Origin of the sequence: Bacillus sp. PSXD-155 (genome assembly GCF_049310765.1) — a bacterium.
In the GTDB taxonomy this organism is placed as follows: domain Bacteria; phylum Bacillota; class Bacilli; order Bacillales; family Bacillaceae_G; genus Bacillus_A; species Bacillus_A cereus.
On sequence record NZ_JBMOWC010000010.1, the window covers coordinates 153,166 to 177,407 of the forward strand.

The following is a 24,242-nucleotide window of genomic DNA, read 5'->3' on the forward strand; positions in this document are numbered from 1 at the left end:
GCTGTAAGTGTGGGGTTGTAAGGTGTAATAAAGCAGTTAGTTCCATTTACTAATTGCTTTATTGCACAAAATTAAGATTATTACAATTTAGCTACAGATCACTATTTTCAAGTATATATACTCTGTTATAACAGTAGCACAAACACAATTACAAGTTTTCTAAAGAGGTGTAATTATGATTGATTTTTTTAAAGAAATATCACTAGTACTATTAAGAATAATCACCATCTTACCTTTATTATTATTTGTCACTCTATATATGGGGAAACGAGCAATTGGTGAATTACCTATATTCGATTTTCTCATTATTATTACATTAGGTGCTGTCGTTGGCGCTGATATAGCTGATCCTAGTATTAAGCATTTCCCAACGGTAATAACTATCATTGCAATGGGTATTCTCCAAAAAATTGTTGCTAGTTGGAAAATATCAAATCGAAAACTGGATAAATTACTTACTTTTGAACCAACAATCGTTATTCAAGACGGAAAATTTCTCGATAAAAATCTAAAAAAGATACGTTATTCTATCGATAATGTTCTGCAGATGTTAAGAGAAAAAAACGTATTTGATATTAATGATGTTGAAACAGCAATTATTGAAGCAAATGGTGCATTAAGCGTATTAAAAAAGCCCTCAAAAAATACAATTACACTTGAAGATATTAAAATACAAAACAAAATGTCTGCTATTTCCTTCCCTGTTATCTTAGAAGGAAAAGTTTGTTTGAATATTTTAGAAAAATTACATTTAAACGAGGATTGGCTAAATCAACAATTATCAGATCAAGGAGTTAATAATATAAATGATATCTTTTTTGCTACGGTAAATTACAACCTTGAATTGTATGTTTCTTTGCGAAATGAAAAGAATATAACAATTCCACCAATAGTACATTAGTCAATTTATATGCCAGCTAGAATGTATGCTAATTTTTCCAAAATACATAAAAACTAATCACTAGGTTCTGTAATTTAACATTCCGTTAACATAATTTGCTGAACATTGTTTGTAGCTAAATTCTCTAAATCATTCTGTACATTACATATTGATCAACAAAACATTTTAAACACTTTGAACAAATATAATTTTTTCATTACCACTCCCTTTTTGAATAAAGCTATTATTAAGTCTTATTCCTACATAACTCTTCCAATTTCTTTTATTCTATAATTGAAAATTTAAGATAGAATTCACTGTTTTCAAGCGCTAATTATTTTTATACAATAGGTCATTAGCAAATTGCTTTAACTACTTTAATGTACAAAATATTTCTGTAAGCGCAGTGTTTCTTTTGTACAACGAGCAGTTAGCTTTATTAACTAGCTGCTCTGTTGGATAGTTAGATAGGTAACTTTTGTAAAAAATCAAAAAGTTACTTTCTATAGGAATTCGAAATACACAAATGTTCTGTCATATCATTTACGATAGATGCTATTAGTTATATTCTAATTACTCTACAATTGCTAAAGTGATTGAATATAAAAAAATAATTTGCAGCATTTCAAGCGTAAATGATACATCTGGAATAAACTTAATAACAGAGTAAATAAAAAGTGTGTTTTAAAAATTGTTATTAAAACACGCTCTTACTATCGTTAAATAGTTAGTTATTTTATACTCCTAATCTCATTAAATCATTTGTTACTATAAAAATATAATTCTAGATTGATAATATTTGAATTTTATATATTGTTCAAAGAAGTAATTATCGTGACTCCTAATTTAATGCGCCATCATCTCGTGCGCAATATCATGTCCATTCATATCCGATGGGTAGTAGGTAGGCCAGTGTATAACTTCATCGAATAAATCTTCACGGTTGTCACCCCAATACAAGTGGTAGTGATCAGCTTTATTCGGATAAATGCCATGATCACTGAATTGAATATACTGAGGAACTCCTTCTGTTTTATCTGCTAGTTTAAATATGTATCTTACACCTCTATTCCCTGCATCATATGTCAAAATTTTGTATCCATCATAGATATACTTGCCAGAATATTTTTCTTTGTTTTTGTAGAATGTTACAGTATCTCCTTGAATCACGATACGGTCCACATCTGTTCGATATCCTTCATTATAATACTCCTTGTATTCTTTGGCTGACATTTTACCTTTATGTTTCGCTTTGTGAGCAAATACCTCATCAAGCGTTCCATCTTGTAAATACGGATATACAGATTGCCAGTCTCCTTTCCAATCGGAGAGTGGTCGATCCTTCACTTGATTGTCTTCAAAATATCCTTCATAAATTCTTTCTGTTGCTTTATCATGAGCATGACTATGACTATGACTATGACTATGACTGTGATTGTGATTGTGATTGTGTTCATTTTCATGTGTATGACTTTCAGTTGTTTGCTCTTGCTTTTCAGAAGGTTTTTCTGCAACTAATGCGAATTGTGTTGCTTCTTTTAAAGTGTTAACATTTTCTTCCATTAAAGTGAAGTAATCTTTATTATTCTTCGCATCGTCTTCAGAAATAGTAGCAAGGTGATTTAAGCGTAAAACTTTTGTACCAGTTTCTTTCTGAATAACTGATGCTACTTTTGGAGTAGAAAACGTTTCGAATAAGATGTATTTTAACCCGTGTTCTTTAACTGTTTTTGTAATTTCACCAAGCTCTTTTTGAGATGGTTCATCAGAAGCTGAAATCCCAGCGATAGGAATTTGTTTTAAACCATAGCGTTTTTCCCAGTAACCATAGGCTGCATGAGAAACTAAAATTTCTTTCGTTTTTGCATTTGCTACAGCAGCTTTGAATTGATCATCTAAATCTGTAAATTTAGTTTGAAGTGCTGCAAAATTCTTTTCGAATTCTTGTTTATGATTAGGCTGTATTTCTACAAGAGCATTTTTGATTTTTTCAGCTTGTTTCATCGCTAGTATAGGATCTAACCACACGTGTGGGTCTTTATCGTGATGATGTTCATCTTCTTTATGTCCATCTCCATGATCATGATGTTCATCTTCGGTTGCTGCGCGCAGTTCGATGCCTTTTGATGCATTTACAATTTTAACATTTTCTTTTTGTAATGTTTTTTCCATTTTTTCAGCAAACGGTTCTAATTCTGCACCGTTATAAATGAATAAATCGGCTTTCGCAATTTTCACTGTTTGTTTTTGGCTTGGTTCAAATGTATGAGAATCTGCACCAGGTGGATATATTGCTTTAACAGTTATATAGTCACCACCGATTTTTTTTGCGAAATCAGCAAGTGGGAAAATAGTTGTATAAACAGAAAGTTTCTCATCTTTTTTTACTGCACCTTCTTTTTTATTAGAACATCCAGCAAAAATTAAAGTAAAAATAAGTAGGAATGAAAACATAGTTAATTTTTTTGGCATGAAATTCTCCTCTTTTCTTTTTTACAAGTTTATTTCCTCCAATTCTATGAAGAAAATATCGTTTTGACACAAAACGTAATGATTACGTTTTAGTTTGCGAACCTAGTATAATACATCTTTTCGAAATTCGCAATAAATAATAATCATTACGATTTATGTTTGTTATCAACTTATTAAAAAGAATGGTATTAGTTTTTAGTATTTTTTAGCCTTCCACATCGCAATTAGGGGTCACCATACATGCCCATAAACTTAAGAAACTAGTAGTTTCCCAAAACGCAGAAAATGAGTTAAATTCTCATAAATAACTGTAAAGCAATAAAATTTTCATTTTTGGTGACACTTCAAAATATTAGCGTGATGTGCATGCGGTACTCTCCCTATATATTGTTTTCATTCGTTAAAATATACAAAAATGACAGCCTACCTTTTTATTCCTTTAAAAGGTAAGCTGTCTTGTTTATAATAGCTTCAATTTTTTTTGCATTTTTAGCATACATTTCACTTGTCTTTTTCGATTTTGTTTCTAAAGAAAATAGCTCAAGATCAGCATGACATTTTTTTAAAGATGCTAATAATAAAGGTTTGTTTTGAGGAGAATGCATTTGGAGTTTGTCATTGTAAATATCGATAGTGAGTTGTCCGTATGAGTCAATTTGACCGAGAAACACATTTTCAATGACAACACCAAGTTTTTCTAATTCAGAATGTAACCAAGCGCGGTTATGCCCACTTGCAGAAAGAGGTTCATCTAGTACATTCCCATCCATAATAACGTTTTGTGGTTCTTTTTCATTTGGCACTTTTAAACCGAGATTTTTTGCAGTAAGTGGCTGAGAATCTTTCTTTAATAACACATTTAATTCTCCGCTCGGTTCTAAGACAGCAAATTCAACTTCAGCTATACTGAATGCACCATTACCTCTAAGAAGTTCGAGTAACTCATCACTCGTATATTTTTCTTTCTTTAAATTATCTTCAAGTACTTTGCCATCCTTTATTAAAACTGTAGACTTCCCTTCAAAAAAATCTCGAGCCGTTTTGTTTTTTAAAGAAAGAATTCCGACAAAAAAAGGTAACGATGCGAAAGTAAGTATGGCAAAGACGCCATGGAAAAACTTTTGGTCTAGCCCTGTAGATACTTGAGCTGCAATACTACCAATTGTCATTCCCGCTATGTACTCAAAAAAGGAAAGGTGAGAAATTTGCCTTTTTCCTAAACATTTTGTGATAGTGAATAAAACAATTAATATGAATACAGAGCGGAGAATAACAAGCGTCCATTCGGGTAGGTGAGACATAGTCATTTCCTCCAATCTACTTAACACCCTTTATATTAAGGTTCTTCATGTTCTAATATTGAAACTCTAACCTTTAAATCAGAGATGACACTGTCCATTTCTAATATACATTCATGAAGTGCGCGTTTTGCTTCATCGTATGTAGAATTTAACGATAGAGAGCTTAGGCTTGCTTGAGCTCTCCTTTTACTAGCAAGGCAAGTTTTTAAGCTAGCGATAACAGTCATACAAACACACCCATTAGCTGCCCATGAAGCTAACACACAGTATGAAAGGATACATTATTCTTTCATGGTAGTTAAGCAAGAAAATGTTATTCTCTTTGAAAAAAATGTACGGATATCTTAAAGATTTAGCTTTTTTACCGTATAATTAACTGGAACTTGCTGGGGAGATTCTAAAAAAAATATAGGGAAATATTTTCCGGTAGGATGGAAATTGTCAATTTCATCCTGAGTTATTGTTACGAAATTGTGTCCCATGTAATTATCTGCGTTGAATGTATCTTCCTCCGCTATGTGCCCCCCAATAACTAATACTTTAAAATCATTAAGAACCATAGTTTGGAAGTTACGAATTAGGTGTACGTGATTGTCATCTTGAACGATACTTACACCATCATTATTCCCTTTATGCCACATTTGACGTGTTTCTTGAATATTGCTTGGTGAAAATCCTGCCTGTGTAATAAGGGTGTGGCGAATTTCTAATTCATCATTATCTTCATCACCTCTTGTATCTAGGACGACAATTCCGTGAAGTGCAACTTCAATAGCTTTCCCCATAAACTTTTCATCTTATATTAAGTAATAGAAGTATATATTTTTAACATTCATTAACGTAACCGTAAATGTACTTAAATATTCATTGTGCCTTCTCAACATCCTGACTAAATCGCGCTTTCATCAGGTCTATCAATTATGAGTGTCGGAAATATGAGAGGAAAGCCCCAACAACATATCCTACTAAACATATAGGGGTACCGCCCCATGCCCATCAAGCTAACCAAGTAAATTACTAGATACGAAATGAACCTTGTTTCAAAACTAGCAAGTGATAGAAAAGTAGGCATGCCAAAGAAGCCTATGAAAACGCGATTTTTTCGTTAGGCAGCTTGTTTATGCTTCACCGTCGTTTTATACACAATCCCTAGAATATCAAAGACGGTCACCTTCTTATACCGATGACATTTACGACCGTTCTTTTTGAGCAGGAGATAAAGACGATGCAAAATTTTTAAAAGTTCTTTTGTGCCAATGGCTATCGCTTGAAACAGTAACGGAAAGTAATCTTTAATCATATAAATCGCTTTGTATTCACTCAGCTCTTGCTTTTTCTTTTCAAGCAGAAACTGTCGCATTTGAAACATCGTAGAAGAACAGAGGAGAATGCCGATGAGTTGTCCATATAAATGGCACTCTAGGCGTTCTCTTTTAATATTTTTACATTCATCAATTTCAAAGAATGACTTCCACGTTTTAAACAAAATTTCAATCTGCCAACGAAGTGAATACAATGAATGCACGTAGTTCGTCGACACTTCTTCTAGCGACGTGTTCGTGATATATACATTCATGCCCATTAAACGTTTACTTTTATCCTTCATGACAATGCCTTTCTTCTTTTCACGTATCGCTTGGTTTTTCAGACGTGTTTGTGTTTGATCATCGGTTAAATGATGGATAATAACACATGCTGGAAGTTTCTGATTTTGGCCAATGTATGCCTCCGGGATTTCCATCGTTTCACCATCACCAGGGGTTAGACCACATCGCTATCAAGCTAAGCTCATACAACGTCAATTATAGTAGAGAGTGTTTCTTTTTTCTAAAGGTTATGTGTAAGGAATTTAAAGATTTGCATACGAAATAAACCCTAACGGGTTTCATTTTTTTGAATTAAGCCGCTTGATTATTAGACATGGTACAATTGTAAACGACACCTAATATATCAAAGACTGTTTTCTTCTCATATCGATGAGATTTTCTCCCGTTTTGCTGTAGGAGGTTGAACAGGCGAATTAGAATCTTTGATAGCTCTTGGGTGTCTTTCTGTATAGCTTGGAAAAGAAGAAGAAAGTAATCTTTAATCATATATATGGCCTTATATTCGCTCAGTTCTCGTTTCTTTTTCATAAGAAGTAATTGCCGCATTTGAAACATAGTAGAAGAACAGAGTAGAATGGCAATCAGTTGCCCATACAAATGGCATTCTAATCGTTCTCGTTTTATTTTTTTACAATGGTGAATATGAAAGAATGATTTCCAAGTTTTAAATAAAATCTCGATTTGCCAATGTAAAGAATACCAATCATGCACTTGTCCCATCGGGACAATCTCTATAGGCGTGTTTGTCATATATACATTGATACCACTGAGTCGTTTGCTACGGGGAGAATACTTCATTCCTTTCTTTTTTTCTCGTATAGCTTGATCCCGCAATCTTTTTTGTTGCTGTTCTTCTGTAAGTCGATGAACAATGACACGAGCTGGTACTTTATCGACCATTCCTACATAAGCATCATATATTTCATATGTTTGTCCTGGTTGAAGAGAATTCATTACTACCTCCATATCTACCTGTTTATATTCTGTTCCCTTCTTTAGTTTTCCATTTTGATAATAAGTAGGATTGGGATTTTTTTGATAAATACGTGTATTAGATTTAATGCGAGAAATATAGTAAGCCTTTTCATCCTGTATATATTGAAGATCCTTCAGATGAAAATAGCCTAAATCCCGAATACACAAATCATCTTCTTTTACAGTGGGTACGCAAAGGGAACCGTAAGTTCGATCATGTTAAAAGATCATACTCAAGTTGAATTTTCATTCCTGCAGTATGGCTGCAACCTCCCGCACCAGGATAAACGGAAGAAAATATATTTGGAAGTTGAAAAGCCGTAGAATCTAGAATACGAATACGCTTAAAAATTGAAGTACATGGAGAAGCAATTGACATAGATGAAGTTAATTTTTTGTTTAAGAGCTCAGCTAATATATGTTGTAAAAGTTGTACAGCTGCTGGATTAAATCGTTGATTCAGTCCCTCAGGACTGATAAGTATTTCTGTTGATGCCTCTAAACAACTAGATAGCTGAGCTAAAGAAGTTGTCGCGACATTTTGACTCATCCATACACATAAAGCGACTAAATCTTGTGCTTGATATTTACTAATCCGCTTTACAAAACCAACACTTCGCGCAACAGACCGTAAGGTGTTTGGAGATAGGGAACTTTGAATCTCTTGAGCAAATAGTTGCAATTCGTCAGACACAGAAACAGACATAAAAAACGCCATCCTTTCCTATGATTCTACAGAAAGAATAGCGTATTTTTTCTTTTTATGGATACATTTTTTTGCTCGATGGTGATGTGGTGTTACCTCAAATATAATTATTTTATTTGAAGGTCTCTTTTAAATTTTTATCAAATCTTTTCATAGGTTGATATACAAGGACGTGTAGTGATAAACCTATCACTGCAGTAATGTTTAAAATAATACTTATAATCATTAAAGACCATTCTATAACTGGAGAAAAGTATCCGTTCGTACTTAATGTAGAAGAACTTACACCTAGTATTAAAATCACTATTAGTAAAGGTAAGTTTTTAACCAATTTGAATCCCCCCCTTAAATATAAGATAGTTATCTATGGGAATTTAACATATTTTCTCGTTTTGGGGTATTTGTTTTTCTTAGCCTGATTGTGATGGGTCTGTACCCCAGTTTATTAGGTACTAAACCTAAAAAGAATTTTTAATGTAAAGGAAGTTAAATTATGAAAATACACATTACAGGATCTACAGGGAGTGGCAAAACAACATATTCTAAAAAAATAGCTAAGGAATTGAATATTCCTCGATATGAACTAGATGATATCCATTGGATTCGTGATCAAAAAGGAGATACACGTCGTCCTATGGATGAGAAGCTAGCCTTGTTAACAGAAATTGTTAATCAAAATAATTGGGTTATTGAAGGTGTACAGTTTAAATGGTCTGATAATAGCTTTGAAGAAGCAGATGTAATTATTGTACTAGACGTTTCTCAACTGAAAAATCGTTACCAAATCATCAAGCGATTTCTTAAACAAAAGTTAGGGCTTGAGAAGTCTAAATATAAACCATCTTTAAAAGCACTAAAAAATATGTTTGAATGGGAAAAAGATTATCGAACATACGAGCGAGAACAATTACTTATAAAGTTGGAACCGTATAAAGATAAAGTATGTTTTATCAAATCTCAAAAAGATAAAGAAGAGTTAATACAAAAATTAATAAAAGGGTAGCACTTCGCTAAGAATGTCCAAAGAAATTCAATATAAAGATCGAAATAAAGATCGAAAACGATGGTTTTTTTGTAATCTGGCATATTTAAGTTTGTTTTTTATAAAAAAATCAATGTAAATTACACACTAATAGGGGTCACCATACATACCCATCAAGCTAAAATTTTATAGTACCCTCAGAACGAAATTTTGTACTAACTTGTAACAGGGATCTCGCCACATCGCCATCAACCTAAGAAAAGCAAATACCCCAAAATGAGAAAATTGGCATCTCCCTGTAAAAATGAGCTGACTTCTCAAAATAACTAACTGTAGAGAAAGAAAATTTTCATTTAGGGGATACTTTAAAACCTTAGCTTGATGGCGATGGGGTTAGACCAGACATCATTTGTGTCATATCAAGCTGGATGTATTCTGTTTGTTTTTTTAACGTACCATTGTTGAAGTATTCCGGTTCTGGGTTCTTGATATAAATGCGTGTATTTAACTTCAACCGAGAGATATAGTAAGCCTCTTTATCATGAATGGTTTGTAAGTCTCCTAAATCGAAGTAACCAAGATCACGTAAACACAAATCGCCCGCCTCTACGGTTTCAAGGCAGATGGTACCGTATGTTTTATCATTATTCTTTCCTGGTCCAAGTTGCACGTTAAGAAATTGACCACTAAGTAAATCATATTCCAATTGGATTTTCACACCTGCCGTATTACTACTCCCACCTGAACCTTGATAGTCAGTGGCGAAATGGTCAGGCAGTTGAAACACTGTTGCATCTAAAATACGGATGCGATTGAAAGTAGAGAGCATGTGTGCAGAAAGTGAGTGATTTGAACAGAGTTTTTGTGTGAGAAGAGAAGTAAAGACTTCTCGAAGAAATGCGACAGCTGCTGGATTAAAGCGTTGATTCAGTCCTTCTGGGCTCATCAGTACCCCAGTGGAAACTTCTAACTGACTGCACAATTTTGCAAGATCCTGGTATATCCCAATGATACGGATACGCTTTTCACCTTTTTATCTGTATTAATTGTAAAAAATCATACCGTTCTCACCTTCTCTGAAAAGCCTATTCTTATACTGATTCATATTAAACTTTTCATTCATATCTATCTCAGTGATTTTAGAAATAACTAGGTGCTTAAATAAAGAAAATCCACGACCTACTAATAATCCAAAATCACACTCTAGATCCTTTTCAATTTATTTAATTGAATGGCACAATTTTTTTCTTGTTCCGTTCGTTTAAAGCCTTGCGTAGCTTGCTGTTTTCTTCTTCAAGTTTCTGAACATCCTTTTGCCGTGATTCCATTTGAAGAATAAGTCGTTTATTTTCAGACTCTAACATTTCAAGACGTAACTTCAATTCAAAAGAATCCACTATTTGTTGTCGTAAACCGTCTAGGTGTGTTTCAAGTTCACGCTTTTCACTTTTAAGCCTTTCGTGTTTTTTTATGTTGAAGATATCTTTCTTTTCAATTTCCATAATTCGGTTTTCTATGTAAAACTTTAAAGTATTGGTATTTAAATTTATCTGACTCCTCGGAACCTTTGCTCCTGCTGAAACTGACGATATAGACAGCTTGCTGAATTGTTTTAATTGTTCGCTCAATCGTTTTTGATTCATACAGAAATCTTGTAGAAATTCTTCTATCTTAACTAACTGTTTTTGAACTGTTAAACTACCAATTCCCTCCAATTCGCCAATCCCAAATTTAATAGTGTTTTCATTTACACATTCTTCAATGTTAATGCAGATGTCCATTTTGAAATCTCCTTACCAATTTCATCTATATTGGAAATAATGCCTTCTAATTGTGGAAAAGAAGAGAGGAGAGATTCTTTCCCTTCATCTTTCAACTTAACAAGGACTAACTCATATTCAGGTAAAAGACGGTTCTGATAAAATTTATTTAAAGCAACATATTCATTTTCATAATCTCTTTGGTATTTTGAATCTTCTTGAACTAACTGTTTATTATGTTGAACTATTTTAGCTTTGTCTAAGAATCGTTTATAGGTAAAATCAAAGGATTCAATATTAGGAATAGTCGGGCTAAGGTAATACCATTTTTCAAAGGTCGCAAGACGGTATTGACGCTCACATAATATCCCCAGATGTTTTGTACAAACACCAACAAGATTTTCTCGCAATGGATTATATTTTAAGGTGTTTATAATTTGATCAATATCCTTGAAAATGTTGAATTTTTTCTTTTTAAGAAATTTATTTATTTCCTCATATGCTTTTATTAGTTCTAGTTCCGATAGTTCATTTTTTATAAAATTGTTTTGACTATCAGAATCCAACTCTAACGAGTTTCCATCAGATGATGCCCGCCTATATAATGTTTCTTTTACAATTTCATCATCTCGAAAATAGTGTTTAGTCATTTCTTCATCAAGGTGATTCATGTGTTCCCGTATCCATTGTAAACTCACTTTGTCCTTTAAAACATTGGCAATCGCGACCCGAAATTGATGAGAATTCAAAGTAAAAAAATTTTCACCTATGCTGTTTGGAAATCTTCTTCTTTCTATGTAGCTCCTTAAATATAAGCTTACTTTCTGACAATGAACTTGGGTTCGTTCAAAATCCGTTAGACCATTGAATAATTCTTGATGTCTATAAAAAAAGAAATCAAACATATTTCCAAAGGCTGTATCACTATATTTTTTACCCTTCTTAGTAAGAAGTAAGTAATTGGTTTTTCCTTTTATTCTTCTTTCTTCCGATAATTCTTCAAGAGTTTGATAAGCTTTTATTGTATTAGGAAAAGCAATCGTTTTAGTCCAACGACCTTTTTTCTTACCAGTTGTTTTGTAAGTGAAAAATTCAAGAATATAGGCTTTTTCCTTTTTATTCAATATCCTAATATCTTGTAATTTGTTTACTTCTAATAACTGAAGTTCTCCTTTTCTCATTCCTGTATGGGATAAAATCACAATCAAGCAAGCCATCATTCTGTCCTCAATTGTAAGGCGATCATCATCCATATCCTTTAAGGCGGTCTGCACAACTTTCTTAAAAATTCTCATAGGAATATTTGGTGTTTTATTTGCAACTATTTCAGCCTTTATTTCTTCCCAGGGAATGCTACGAATAATATTTTGATATTGCGATAACTCTATATCATATCCTGCCATTTCGACCTCTTTAAGAAACTCTCCTATCGGAGACAGTTTATTTACCAAAGTGAACTTCGTTCTACCTTTTTTCTTAAAGCCTTCAATATACTCCTTAATAATTTCAGGTGTTAAATATCTTAAATCATACATATATTTTTCTTCCTCTAGAAACCGAATAAAGCTATTTATTTGTAAGCATTTCCGACTGACTGTAATGCCCCTATTACCTACAAAGAACATTTGTCTAAGGGCTACTTTTTTTGATAACACTCGGAAAATTTTTGACTTAATAGATGAGAAATTTATTACCACATTTCTATGTTCCTCATCGGAAAAATCCCATTTGTTATCAGAGAATCTTATGTCTGTTGTAATAAAAAGAGGAGGCTCATCAATATAATCACCTTTTAGATAGTATTCTTCTCCTACTAACAAACTCGCATTATTGATGTTCCAATCAATCTCTTTTTTTACAGTAGGTGTGGTTATAGTCATACTTCTTCCTCCATAATGGCATACATTTCAGCAAGGTAGCTACCATATAGCTCAATTAATCCAGTATAAAAATTTCTTTCAGCAGCAGATGAAGAATTCTCTTTCTTGTTCGTGTATATCTTCATTCGTTGCTCAAAAATAGAATTTCGTTCTACTGTTGTTACGAACTTTTTACAGGTCAAGCATTTATAAAAGCTGTCCTCGTCTGTATCAATCTTTACACATGATTCACTTGCACAGTTACCAGCACCACTTTGAACAGGAGGGAGGTTTTCAACAGTTTCGCTATCAACGATAAATCCTGGTAATTCATCATCCAAAATAGAAACCCCATAAAGTGCTTCTACATATCGTTTAGTGTTTTCCCTATTTCGATAATGCTTTGCAGCAACAGCTGCTGAGTTTCCTGTAATAACTCCAACCTCTAAAGTTGATACAAGACCATCCTCAACCATTTGCCAAGCCTTTTCAATATAAGTGTGTCTCAAATTATAAGGTGTATATTTGAATTTAATTTTCCCTTGCTCATAAAGGTTCCTGGATATTGTTGTGAATGCTTTATTAAATGAATGTATTGCTGCTATTACTTGTTTTTTATAACGATAGTGGCTACAAAGAAAAATATATTTCTTTAAAGAGCTTTCTGCCATTTCATTTAATGATTGAGTTATTTTTATAGCTTTTTGTAATAATCTAATATGTTCCATCACAAGAACTTCTTTTATCTTTTTTCTGCCTGATGTCTTTGCGTAGTATTCAATAGTTCCAAATTTCCTACTATCATCAATCGAAAGAATACAATCTCTTTCTAGTGCAAAAATTTCACCCGGACGAAGTTTTGTTTCTATAGCCAACTGTAAAATAATTAACATTATTTCATTTTCATTATTAAATTTCCTCTCAAATTCCTTTTGTATTCCTTTGAAATCTTCAAGAGGAATTGGAGTTCCACCTTTATCATCCACATCAATTGTAACAAATTGTTCTATAGTAATATCAGGAATATTATATTGCTGTTGAATACGCTTCATAAAGCTTCTAATAGCCTTGATATTATGATTAATAGTAAATCCTGTATATTTCTTTTTCGACACGAGACCTGCATGGTAGAAAATTAGAAATCTACTTGAAAATGGCTTCAAATCAGTTGACAATGCATTATTTAATTGTAGAACTTGTAGCTCCTGTTGATAGTAAGTGTCAGCTTCGTTCAGAAAATCTATCATTATACAAAAATCCCCAAACATATTAATATAAGACAAATCCGATTTCCAAATATAATCTTTTAAAACATTTCTAAACTCAATATTATGAACTAATTCAAAATTCATTAGAGAATTTTTGGAGTTTGCAACATGAGTACCATGCTTATTCGCATCTGCAACAACAAACCATTTATCCGATTTTGGGTAGGTTCCCAATGAATTAAGATTAACAATTTTATAATCCTTCTCTATACTGGTAAAGTAATGCTTATGAATAATAAGGTCTCTATTGAATGAGAATGAATTGAATAATCTTAATCCATTTTCTCCTAAATAAATGTCGTCAATATATCTGTAAAATTTGACTAAAAATTGACGAGAATATACATGCACGGGAACATGATTGGATTCCACGAACGAATTAAAATAAAGTAATTGTTGTTTAAACGTTTGTTCATTAAAGTCTTCGAATCTATTAACTTTTTGACCACCTAAACTTTTCTCAAACAAAGTAACCATCATTCTATTATCGACTTTATTTAGTTTCCTTTTTGATAAAAGATCAAGGAATGTTTTCATGGTATTTAGTAAAAATTGACCACGAGTTGGTAAATAAAAATTTGCAAGGTGTACACTACCATCATTATGAACATATTCCACTTGAATAATTTGTTCTGCACTAGAATCAATTGGAAAATTAGTACGAATACAATTATTTATATAAGGAGTATAATTTTGTTTGTCCCCAACTCTTTTAAATTCTTCAGTTAAAAGAAGGTTACTATTCCTTGAAATAAAAGATTTAATTTGTGAATTAGTGATTGTATCAGAAGCAAGTGCATGTAGATAAAAACTTCTTGTCATTTGCCTAAAAGGTGAATGAAATCCTTTTCTTTTCCCAAGTGGTATTTCATGCATAATCCTACAGTAATTTCCCCAAGTAAGGTCCTCTTGTTTAAGAATGAACTTCCCCAAAATTTCTATAAAACGCTTTATAATCGCAACTTTTATATTTTCCTTTTTGTTTGATGGATGCATTATAAAAGGTCTTTCTAACAGGATGTTCTGCATTCCACTTGTTTGTAGCCATTCCCACAAAAGAATTTTTAGTATATTTTCAAATTGATATTTCTCTATATACACTGTAATAATCTTAATTTCTTTTTCATCATAAAAGTTGTTTGTGCTAATCATTATAATAGGACCTTTCTTTGTTTTTCATTAATAGTTCCACCTTATCATCGTCATCTGGATTATAGTATGCTTTACAGCTTTCTGGACTTTTATGACGAAGTGCTTTTTGAAGTTCGTATTCATGTGCACCCTGTTTTGCAAGTTTCATGGCAAAAGCGTGGCGAAATCTATGGCTTAAATTAGTTTCTTTTTTGTTTTTATCCATTGAAATCCCAGCTTCATCGAAAATTTTCCGAAGAATATAATTCCATCCTGCTTGAGATAATGGGGTATAGTGTTGATGGTTTAAAAAAATATATTGATTCTCCTCATTCACAAGGAGGGTGGTTCCAACCCTATCCGCAATTGCCTTCCTATTTAAGTTTTCCCTTTTTTTAGAACTTCGACTTAATACGATGTCATCTCTCGATTCATCAATATAGTCTTGGATAAGTTCCGCCATATCTTCATAAATAAAAACTACTTGGTATCCAAGACCATTACCTTCGGTATTATAGCTGCGACTTTTATAATCATCTACGGTTTTAGGAACCAGTACTCCCTTAGCCCTCTGTGTAGGCTCGTCAGAGACTCTATTTCGAATAATAAGCCTATAATGACTTCCACTATTGGTTGGCTCAACATCTTCAAAAGTAACCCCTAAAACCTCTCCTAAACGCAGTCCATAATCATACATCAAGTTGATAATAACCTTTTCACGCAAATCGTAATTTTCCTCAACGATTTCCATAATTTTTTTGTACTCGTTAGATTTTATATATCTGGGGACAGATTTTGCTGGGTCACCTACATTTTTATTTGCCGTGTACCGTTCAGTTGTCTCTTTCTTTGCGTGTGCAAAAAAACCCTTACCAATTGATGCTCCTGTTTTTATAGTGTCAAATAACGTTGTGTTTGAGAAACCATACATATTAGATAAAAAATCCCTGTACACATTTAAATAGTGGTTAAATGTTTGATTATCTCGTCTAACTTGAAAGTCCAAACCCCATGTTTGACCTTCTTTTTTTCCCCCTTCCAAAAACAATCGAAGGTCTCTAATATCATCGTTTGTTAAATCTGTAGGATTATTAATATGTACCAGTTGCAAAAAGGAAAAGAAAACTTTTAAAGCAGAGAAAGCTTTTTCCCTTTTTTTATACTTTGCATCACCAATCTCTTTGTTTAAATATTTATTGGCATCCTCTATTAAATTCCCATTAATGTCAGTAACAATAAAATATGTCAGTTTTCTTTCTGTTGATTTCTTTATAAAACCAATTGCTCCAAACCTCTGAATCAGATCATTATTGCTATCATAATGTTCATACACAGTTCCTAATGATGTTTGTTTTTCCCTAATAACACCCATATAGATTCCTCCTAAATTAAAGGTCCTCGAACTTTTTTTCTGCAGATACCGTTACGGGACTACATCCTCCTCTAAAAGCATTAATATTATTAACCCTATATATTTTAAATGCCCAGTACTCACCTTTAACCATTGTCTGGTTTAACACCCTACTATTATTATGTAGTTTAAACATGCTGAACAATTCTTCCACTTATCATAAGTATAAACTATACAAAAAAATTAACAATAATTCCCTTAATCTATGTACAAATCACTAGCTTTTCATAACCGATTAATACAACTCTATTCATCATAAGTTATACCACCTCACATATTTTTCTCCATTGTAAGGAGAAATGGATGAATGGTAAAAAGCACAAAATGATGTATCCGTAAGTAAAAAGTATTAATTTAGGCCTTACAAAACAAAAAAAGAAACCATACATAGTTCAAACATGTATGGTTTCAAAATTTATTACACTTCAGTACAAGATATGTAATATCCTCCGCGAGCCATCTTTATTTCAGCACGGTACATTACATTTTCTAAGTAAAAAGTAATCGGTTTAACTTTACTCTCAAATTTTAGTCTTTCATTGCATTCAGTTGCATATCCTTCAATCGCTGAAGTAATAACTTCAGATGATGGATACGTTAAAGCTTCATCTAGTTCTATGAAAAAACTTTTAGAAAATAGTTTTTTCATAATCCCCTTCTTCCCTTTCATCATATTCCATCTCCTTCAATTCAAGTTGATAACATCCATATTATACCATACGTTCAATATATCTTTGAAAATAAAAAGGGCCTGCATTTTTCATGCAGGTTTTTTTTATTAGTCATTTTTCGTAAAGTAAGAAACGAAACGAAGAATTTCTAAGTATAACCAAACTAATGTAAGCATTAGTCCCATTGCAGTGTACCACTCCATATATTTCGGAGCTTGACTACGTACACCATTTTCGATTAAATCGAAATCTAGTAATAAGTTTAATGCAGCAACTACAATAACAACTGCACTAATAATAATACCGATTGTACCACCTTGGTGAATGTATGGAACAGTTACACCAAACATATTTAGTAGGAATACGACTAAATACATAACCAGAATTCCGAGTGTTGCTGCCATAACGCCTGTACGGAATTTATCCGTTACTTTTACTACGCGTGTTGCATATAACACTAACATTGCAAATAGAATTGAGATTGTTAGTAATACAGCATTTAAAACGATAGAATCGCCAAATTTCATTGTATAAACTGCTGAAATACTTCCTAACACAACCCCTTCTACCGCTGCATAGATTGGTGCACCAAAAGGTGAAATACGCGGGAAGAACATAGACGCAAATGCGATGATTGCCGCAACGATTAAAGCACCAATTAATACTGGCATCTTCATCGTCCCCTGCATCATCTGTATGTATGAATAGACAGACGTTGCAAGTAGCAAGATAAGCATAATGAACGTTTTGCCTACTGTTCCGCCAATTGTCATCGCAGAAGCGCTTGCTCCCTCTTTACGGAATGCCTCTTTTTTCAACATTGGATTAGATGTTCTCATTTTTTCCCTCCTAAAATAGGTTCTACCAATAGTGTAAAGTTTTTCTCTTTACTTTTCAATATATGCAGCTTGTTTTTATTTTAATCCTTCAACCATGTCTGATAGTTCACTCCATCTTTCCATCTTTTTTTCTAGCTCTTCTTCTGTTTTCTGCTGTGCTTCAGATAATTCTTGTGCCTTTGTGAAGTCAGATCCAACTTTCGCAAGTTCTTCTCCAATTGACTCAATTTTTTCTTCAAGTTCGGCAATTGTATCTTCAATCGTTTCCCATTCACGCTGCTCATTGTATGAAAGTTTACGTTTACGTTGTTGTTTTGGAGCTTCTTCTACTACTTTTTTCTCTTTTTGAACTTCCGCTTTCTCCATAAGTTCTCTCGTTTTTTCCATTTCTAAATAATCTGTATAACTACCTAGGAACTCACGCACTTCGCCTCCGCCAGTAAAGATGAACAGTTCATCTACTACTTTATCTAAGAAGTAACGGTCATGCGATACAGTTAAAACGACACCTGGGAAATCTTCTAAATAATCTTCTAGTACTGTTAATGTTTGTGTATCTAGATCATTCGTAGGTTCATCAAGTAAAAGTACGTTTGGTTCTCCCATTAAAATACGTAATAAATATAAACGTCTTCTTTCACCACCAGATAGTTTACCAAGCGGTGTACCATGTGAATGAGTCGGGAATAAGAAACGTTCTAACATTTGAGATGCACCAATTACTTTTCCATCTGTTGTATGAATAACTTCTGCAATCTCTTTAATGTATTCAATCATACGCTGATTTAAATTCATCTCTTCATTTTCTTGCGTATAATAAGCAACTTTTACAGTTTGCCCAACTTCAATTTCACCACTATCAGGAGATAACTTACCTGCAAGCATATTTAATAGCGAAGATTTCCCGCTTCCATTCGCTCCAATAATTCCGATGCGATCGCCTGGTTTCACGATATGATTAAAGTTGTTTAATACCGTTTTATCACCAAATTTTTTCGTCACATCTTTTAACTCAAGTACTTTTTTCCCAAGACGGCTACCGCTAAGTGCAATATCAACTGACTGTTTTGCAGCTGGCCCTTCTTGGCCCTTTAGCTCATCAAATCGTTGAATACGTGCCTTTTGCTTTGTTGAACGGGCTTTTGCACCGCGGCGGATCCATGCTAGTTCGCGGCGATATAAGTTTTGACGTTTTGATTCTTGCGCAATTTCTTGTTCTTCACGAAGTGCTTTCGCTTCTAAAAACGTACTGTAATTCCCTTCATAACTATACAGTTTTCCATTATCTAATTCGAAAATACGATTCGTCACACGATCTAAGAAATAACGATCATGGGTTACAAGTAATACTGCGCCATTATATCGAGCTAAATATTCCTCTAACCATTCCACTGTCTCATGATCAAGATGGTTCGTAGGCTCATCTAAAATTAATAGATCCGGTGTTTCAATAAAACATTGCGCCATCGCAATACGTTTTTTCTGTCCACCAGATAAATTTCCAACAGTTGCAGTGAAGTCCGTAATTCCTAATTTCGTTAAAAGAGATTTCGCATTTGCATTTGCTTCCCATGCACTCATTGCATCCATACGTTGCTGCACTGCAAATAATTGTTCCTGTACTTTTTCATTACTTGGATCTTTTTCGATATGTAATAGCGCCTTTTCATACTCACGAAGAAGACGAATTAAAGGAGTATCACCATGGAAGACTTGCTCTAGCACTGTTAGTTGTTCATCAAACTCTGGTTGCTGTGATAAATAACTAATTGTATACCCACGAGAATGAGTCATATCACCTGTATCAGGAATTTCTGCCCCTGCAATAATTTTTAATAACGTCGATTTACCAGTTCCGTTTACACCGATAATTCCGGCACGGTGTCCTTCTGCAATACTAAATGATAATCCATCAAATAACGGTTTTTCTCCATATGATTTTGATAAGTTTTCCACAGTTAACATTTTCATATTTGTGCATTCCACTCTTTCATAAATTGTTCAATAAACTGTTCCATATAACGATGACGAACTTCCGCCTCTTGTTTTGCTGCGTTCGTGTTCATTAAGTCTTTTAATTTCAAAAGTTTTTCATAAAAATGATTTAAAGATGGATCGTTATTTTTTCTATATTCATCTTTCGTCATCACTTCACGCGGAGGAATAGTTGGATCATACATTAATCTCCCTTTCGCTCCACCATACGCAAATGTGCGAGCTATTCCAATTGCTCCAAGGGCGTCTAAGCGATCCGCATCTTGAACAAGCTTCCCTTCAAGTGAATCCACTTTACCGCCATGACCACCTTTATAAGACATATTGGCGATAATATGAAGAACATGTTTACTTTCCTCTTCTTCCACATGTAACTCTTCTAACCAATCAGAAACTTTTTTCATTCCTTCTTCTTCACTTTCATTTAACTTCTCATCTGCCACATCGTGAAGTAATGCTGCCATTTCAATTATAAAACGATTTCCCCCTTCTTGCTCGGATAAAGAAATCGCCAGTTTATGTACGCGTTCAATATGATACCAATCATGCCCACTCGCATCTTTTTCTAAAATATGTTTTACAAAAGTAATTGTTTTTTGAATCTTTTCTTGTTTTGTCATTTTATCTTCACCCAGTTACTTATTGTAACACGCCCGCATTTTTTCATCACATATTTTCTTGTCCGCCCATACACTGAGTGGTAAGCATCATCATGAAGGAGGAATAAATATGTTCTATAATAATCAACCGCCTTATCCAAGGCAACCATTTTACCCTCAACAACAAGAACAAAGATACACAGAACAATACGAAGAACAAGAGTTACAACAGCAAGAACAACAATATGACGAAAACCCATATGCAACAACGCAAAATCAAGAAACTGAATTTCAACAAAATCCATATGCGGTACCACAAAACCAAGAACAACCATATCAGCAAAATCCATATGCAGCACCACAAAACCAAGAACAACCATATCAACAAAATCCATATGCAGCACCACAAAACCAAGAACAACCATATCAACAAAATCCATATCAACAAAATCCATATGTAGCACCACAAAACCAAGAACAACCATATCAACAAAATCCATATGCAGCACCACAAAACCCATACACAACTCAACCACAACAACCGCAATACCAACAACAAATGTATCAACCAAACTACGACGCACGTGTCTCACCACCTAAACCACCAACAATAGATCCAACGCAGCCACAAATTTTACCGCCAGGACCAACATTAGACATTACACAACCACAAATCTTACCACCTGGACCAATTACTGAACCAACACAACAACAAATTCAACAAGTTGTCGGTACACAGTTTTTACCTTTCAAGAAACCCGTACTAGATTTCGTAAAACCATGGGTAGATTACGGTTTAAATGAAGCAAAACATACATCACACGAACACGCATTAACAGAAGTTGCTGCGATTATGTTTTTAGTTGGTAAAGGCTTCAATCCGACGATTGCTCATTATATCGTAGAATCTTGGGAAAAGAATGAGCAGTTTTAGAATTGTTTATTTGATAAAACATAAAAAACACAAAAGTGCCAAACCCCTTATACCACAAGGGTTTTGGCACTTTTTAATATCTAGAATAAATTTTATTGAAATAATTATTTTTATAGATTTTCATACTTTTTTATATAGTACGTGAGCAAAATGTGCGCAAATATATGAATCACATTTTGCTGTTGGTGCACCGGTTATTTAAACCAATTCTCAATTATGAGATTTATATGAAAAACCAACACTTTTTCCTGTTGGCACTCGGAAAGTTTCCTGATATCCAGCCACGACACTCATGCACCGTGGCTGGATATATAAAATCAATTAAGCTTTTCGTCTTTTTCTTCCTTTTTTCTCCGTCCATTCCGACCAAGTAACGTTTTGATAAAGGAGCTACGCTATCCCCACAGTATTCTTTTTTCAAAGAACAATTAACTGTAGAAATATCGTACCGCCGATTCCAATGTAAAAAGGCACCTAATTAAGTGCCCTAAATAGTGCCCCGAACAGTACTCCTAAAATTCCATTACTTTTTAAATCATGCCAAGCGCTGTAGCAAAGTTGATGATACCTGATTTACGTTTTCTATAAAACTTACCTGGTTTCATTCCAAGGATAGTATAAATGTAATCATTATTTAATTCTTTGATACTCATATACTTCATTATATAACCCTCCCACTTCTCAATCCTACATATGTAAGACTAAAATTTAAAACATTTTAGATATATGCCTTTATATGTGTATGAAATTAGTTCTGTATCCCAAATAGGTTGGAAACCTTCATTTTTCTTATGCCTATTACTGTGTAATTTACTAGCAGTGATCATTTAACTTAACACAATCACACTACATTCTCATAGTATATTTAATCATTTTCACCAGACATAAAGTATAAAAACAATTAAAGAAAAGAGACTGTCTTCAAAAGTTAATCTGAGGATACTTTTTTGACAATCTCTTTTCTTATATCAAAATTTTCAACTACAAAACTTACAAGTGATTATACGAATGTTATTCCTGCACTTGCGAAGCCTGTAATAGCAGTAGCTATATCAAAACCAGGTGTAGTTGATGAAACAACAAGTAATATCTTATCTTGTGGAGCGACCGCAATGGCTTGTGCGCTAATACCACTTGAAGTATTACCGATAGCAATAAGACCACTAAATGCTGGTGTTAATAGTAACGGTGTACCTACTGGAGTGAAAGTATTACTTGCTGCTGGTGCGCTGTACAACTGCATTTGAATTTGTATGCTTCCTAATGCTAAAGCAACCGCTACAGTTACACTAAAGAATCCTGCTAACGAAGTAATTGTACCTGCGCGAGGAGCTACAAATGCGAAATCAAATACTGGAGGTACAGGACCTATAGTAATCGGGCCACCAGGTGGGACAATTACAGGGAAGAATGAACTTCCAAATCCAAGAAGTGCTCCTGTGTTTGCTAATCCACCTAAAACAGTTGCTAATGCTACTGGCCCACCTGATGCGAACGGAATAACTGCTCCAGCTCCCGTTGCTCCTGTTAGGCCTGTTGGACCTGTTAGGCCTGTTGGACCCGTTGGACCCGTTGCTCCTGTTGGACCCGTTGGACCTGTTGGACCTGTTGGACCTGTTAGGCCTGTTGCTCCTGTTAGGCCTGTTGGACCTGTTAGACCTGTTAGACCTGTTGGACCTGTTGGACCTGTTGGACCTGTTGGACCTGTTGGACCTGTTAGGCCTGTTGCTCCTGTTGGACCTGCTCCGGTTCCTGCTGGGCCTGTTGGACCTGTTGGACCTGTTGGACCTGCTCCGGTTCCTGCTGGGCCTGTTGGACCTGTTGGACCTGTTGGACCTGTTGGGCCTGTTGCCCCTGGAGTAGCATTGATTAATTGAATTAATAAATTAAAAAGAATTTGTAAAGTTGCAGGGTCGACATTTGAGTCGCAGGATATAGGGATCAAATCTAAAGCGAAGAAGAATTGTGCAAGTGCGCTATAAAATTGTTGCAATAATGTTGACAATTGACCTAAATTAGGAGCTGGAGATTGTAATAAAACTAAAATACTTTGAGTTAATTGTTTCAAAAAATTAACTTCTGGGGAAGGTAATAAGGAATTTAAGAAAATTAAAAATTGATTAAACAAATTGAATAACGCTACTCTATTTGCATCACTTGGATTTGCAAAAAATGCTGAAATAGCTGATACTAATGAGTTTAGCAAAGTAATTAATTGACTTAATTGTTCCCTAGTAATAGGAACTGACTGTGGATTTTTACAACAATCTGCTGAAAAAACAATCGGATTGCAGTTATTATGATCAAAACAACCATTATTTTTCATATATTTCCTCCTTATTTAATAATTTTGAGAGAATATTCTTATACTAAGAAACACTCAATTGTAATGGTGTTGAATATTTTTAAATATCCATTTTTCTTAGAATAAAAATAGTTACTAATAATTAAACTATAAAAATTCAGTTTAATTACATTCACAACTCACATAATATAAGTATACGCATCTATTTATCTAGTGCTTAGATTAATTCCCTAATGAAAAAGCGTATTTTTAAAGGAATACGTTATTACTCCTATCAACGCGTTTATTTTGTCAATAAACGAAAAGGCATATTAATTTATAAGTTCAATAATGCCATTCTAGAGTAATACCAAATGAAGTTTTTTGAAAAACTTTAATCTTCACAACCTAGTTGTTTATATCATGAGTTTCTAATAATGCATTTCATTTTCCATTAAGAGCTAATCATTTTGCTTTTGCTGACTAATTATTTCTTTGTAACAACTTATACTCATCTTACATACATTATCTTGAATCCTTACTTGTTAAACCATTTAATTGTTCATGA

16 protein-coding genes and 6 pseudogenes are annotated in these 24,242 nt (G+C 33.7%); 3 read left to right on the plus strand and 19 right to left on the minus strand.

Annotated features, from left to right (window positions below):
* Positions 1 to 175: 175 nt before the first annotated feature.
* A complete protein-coding gene (locus ACO6VI_RS14265) occupies positions 176 to 901 on the plus strand; it encodes a DUF421 domain-containing protein (RefSeq protein ID WP_087971328.1) in 726 nt (241 codons plus the stop codon).
* Between the two features lie 825 nt (positions 902 to 1,726).
* On the opposite strand, the pseudogene ACO6VI_RS14270 reads toward ACO6VI_RS14265, so the two are convergent.
* The 8 genes and pseudogenes from ACO6VI_RS14270 to ACO6VI_RS14305 all read right to left on the minus strand — a co-directional run.
* Positions 1,727 to 2,416: pseudogene (locus ACO6VI_RS14270) on the minus strand (metal-binding protein ZinT); the annotation flags it as partial.
* Positions 2,408 to 3,352: pseudogene (locus tag ACO6VI_RS14275) on the minus strand (metal ABC transporter substrate-binding protein); the annotation flags it as partial. The pseudogenes ACO6VI_RS14270 and ACO6VI_RS14275, both read right to left, overlap by 9 nt.
* 431 nt (positions 3,353 to 3,783) lie before the next feature.
* A complete protein-coding gene (locus ACO6VI_RS14280; protein WP_087971330.1) occupies positions 3,784 to 4,653 on the minus strand; it encodes a DUF421 domain-containing protein in 870 nt (289 codons plus the stop codon).
* A 35-nt stretch (positions 4,654 to 4,688) separates the two neighbouring features.
* Complete coding sequence (locus ACO6VI_RS14285) at positions 4,689 to 4,880, minus strand: DUF1657 domain-containing protein (protein WP_088020903.1); 192 nt, start codon at positions 4,878 to 4,880, stop codon at positions 4,689 to 4,691.
* A gap of 117 nt (positions 4,881 to 4,997) precedes the next feature.
* The gene (locus tag ACO6VI_RS14290) at positions 4,998 to 5,438 is read right to left on the minus strand and encodes a hypothetical protein (RefSeq protein WP_087971332.1); all 441 of its coding nucleotides are present in this window, start codon (positions 5,436 to 5,438) and stop codon (positions 4,998 to 5,000) included.
* 320 nt (positions 5,439 to 5,758) lie between these two features.
* Positions 5,759 to 6,403: pseudogene (locus ACO6VI_RS14295) on the minus strand (transposase); the annotation flags it as partial.
* 148 nt (positions 6,404 to 6,551) lie between these two features.
* A pseudogene (locus ACO6VI_RS14300) lies at positions 6,552 to 7,941 on the minus strand (IS4 family transposase).
* Between the two features lie 112 nt (positions 7,942 to 8,053).
* Positions 8,054 to 8,272 carry a hypothetical protein gene (locus ACO6VI_RS14305; protein WP_000240391.1) on the minus strand — a complete coding sequence of 73 codons (219 nt, stop codon included), beginning with the start codon at positions 8,270 to 8,272 and terminating at the stop codon, positions 8,054 to 8,056.
* A 162-nt stretch (positions 8,273 to 8,434) separates the two neighbouring features.
* Between ACO6VI_RS14305 and ACO6VI_RS14310 the strand changes: the two genes are divergently transcribed.
* Positions 8,435 to 8,944, plus strand: a complete 510-nt coding sequence (locus tag ACO6VI_RS14310) for a hypothetical protein (RefSeq protein ID WP_000690728.1) — start codon at positions 8,435 to 8,437, stop codon at positions 8,942 to 8,944.
* Between the two features lie 367 nt (positions 8,945 to 9,311).
* On the opposite strand, the pseudogene ACO6VI_RS14315 reads toward ACO6VI_RS14310, so the two are convergent.
* The 9 genes and pseudogenes from ACO6VI_RS14315 to ACO6VI_RS14355 all read right to left on the minus strand — a co-directional run.
* Positions 9,312 to 9,914: pseudogene (locus ACO6VI_RS14315) on the minus strand (IS4 family transposase); the annotation flags it as partial.
* A gap of 232 nt (positions 9,915 to 10,146) precedes the next feature.
* The gene (locus ACO6VI_RS14320) at positions 10,147 to 10,704 is read right to left on the minus strand and encodes a hypothetical protein (protein WP_087971333.1); all 558 of its coding nucleotides are present in this window, start codon (positions 10,702 to 10,704) and stop codon (positions 10,147 to 10,149) included.
* Positions 10,671 to 12,563 carry a tyrosine-type recombinase/integrase gene (locus tag ACO6VI_RS14325; protein WP_087971334.1) on the minus strand — a complete coding sequence of 631 codons (1,893 nt, stop codon included), beginning with the start codon at positions 12,561 to 12,563 and terminating at the stop codon, positions 10,671 to 10,673. The genes ACO6VI_RS14320 and ACO6VI_RS14325 overlap by 34 nt, the downstream gene beginning before the upstream one ends.
* Complete coding sequence (locus ACO6VI_RS14330) at positions 12,560 to 14,962, minus strand: hypothetical protein (RefSeq protein ID WP_087971335.1); 2,403 nt, start codon at positions 14,960 to 14,962, stop codon at positions 12,560 to 12,562. Before ACO6VI_RS14330 ends, ACO6VI_RS14325 begins: the two co-directional genes overlap by 4 nt.
* The gene (locus ACO6VI_RS14335; protein WP_088020899.1) at positions 14,955 to 16,313 is read right to left on the minus strand and encodes a tyrosine-type recombinase/integrase; all 1,359 of its coding nucleotides are present in this window, start codon (positions 16,311 to 16,313) and stop codon (positions 14,955 to 14,957) included. The genes ACO6VI_RS14330 and ACO6VI_RS14335 overlap by 8 nt, the downstream gene beginning before the upstream one ends.
* A 457-nt stretch (positions 16,314 to 16,770) precedes the next feature.
* A complete protein-coding gene (locus ACO6VI_RS14340) occupies positions 16,771 to 17,025 on the minus strand; it encodes a DUF4318 domain-containing protein (RefSeq protein ID WP_053564643.1) in 255 nt (84 codons plus the stop codon).
* A 105-nt stretch (positions 17,026 to 17,130) separates the two neighbouring features.
* Entirely contained in the window at positions 17,131 to 17,862 is a 732-nt protein-coding gene (locus ACO6VI_RS14345; RefSeq protein ID WP_023521797.1) for a Bax inhibitor-1/YccA family protein, read from the minus strand.
* A 75-nt stretch (positions 17,863 to 17,937) separates the two neighbouring features.
* Positions 17,938 to 19,833: an ABC-F family ATP-binding cassette domain-containing protein gene (locus tag ACO6VI_RS14350; RefSeq protein WP_000783192.1), complete on the minus strand. Its 1,896-nt coding sequence runs from the start codon at positions 19,831 to 19,833 to the stop codon at positions 17,938 to 17,940.
* Positions 19,830 to 20,477: an HD domain-containing protein gene (locus ACO6VI_RS14355; RefSeq protein WP_000165961.1), complete on the minus strand. Its 648-nt coding sequence runs from the start codon at positions 20,475 to 20,477 to the stop codon at positions 19,830 to 19,832. The genes ACO6VI_RS14350 and ACO6VI_RS14355 overlap by 4 nt, the downstream gene beginning before the upstream one ends.
* Before the next feature lie 109 nt (positions 20,478 to 20,586).
* On the opposite strand from ACO6VI_RS14355, the gene ACO6VI_RS14360 reads away from it, so the two are divergent.
* Positions 20,587 to 21,390 carry a hypothetical protein gene (locus ACO6VI_RS14360; RefSeq protein WP_422423526.1) on the plus strand — a complete coding sequence of 268 codons (804 nt, stop codon included), beginning with the start codon at positions 20,587 to 20,589 and terminating at the stop codon, positions 21,388 to 21,390.
* Between the two features lie 530 nt (positions 21,391 to 21,920).
* Here ACO6VI_RS14360 and ACO6VI_RS14365 read toward each other — a convergent pair.
* A pseudogene (locus ACO6VI_RS14365) lies at positions 21,921 to 22,052 on the minus strand (ArpU family transcriptional regulator); the annotation flags it as partial.
* A gap of 338 nt (positions 22,053 to 22,390) precedes the next feature.
* Entirely contained in the window at positions 22,391 to 23,716 is a 1,326-nt protein-coding gene (locus tag ACO6VI_RS14370; RefSeq protein WP_422423528.1) for an exosporium glycoprotein BclB-related protein, read from the minus strand.
* Positions 23,717 to 24,242 lie beyond the last annotated feature (526 nt).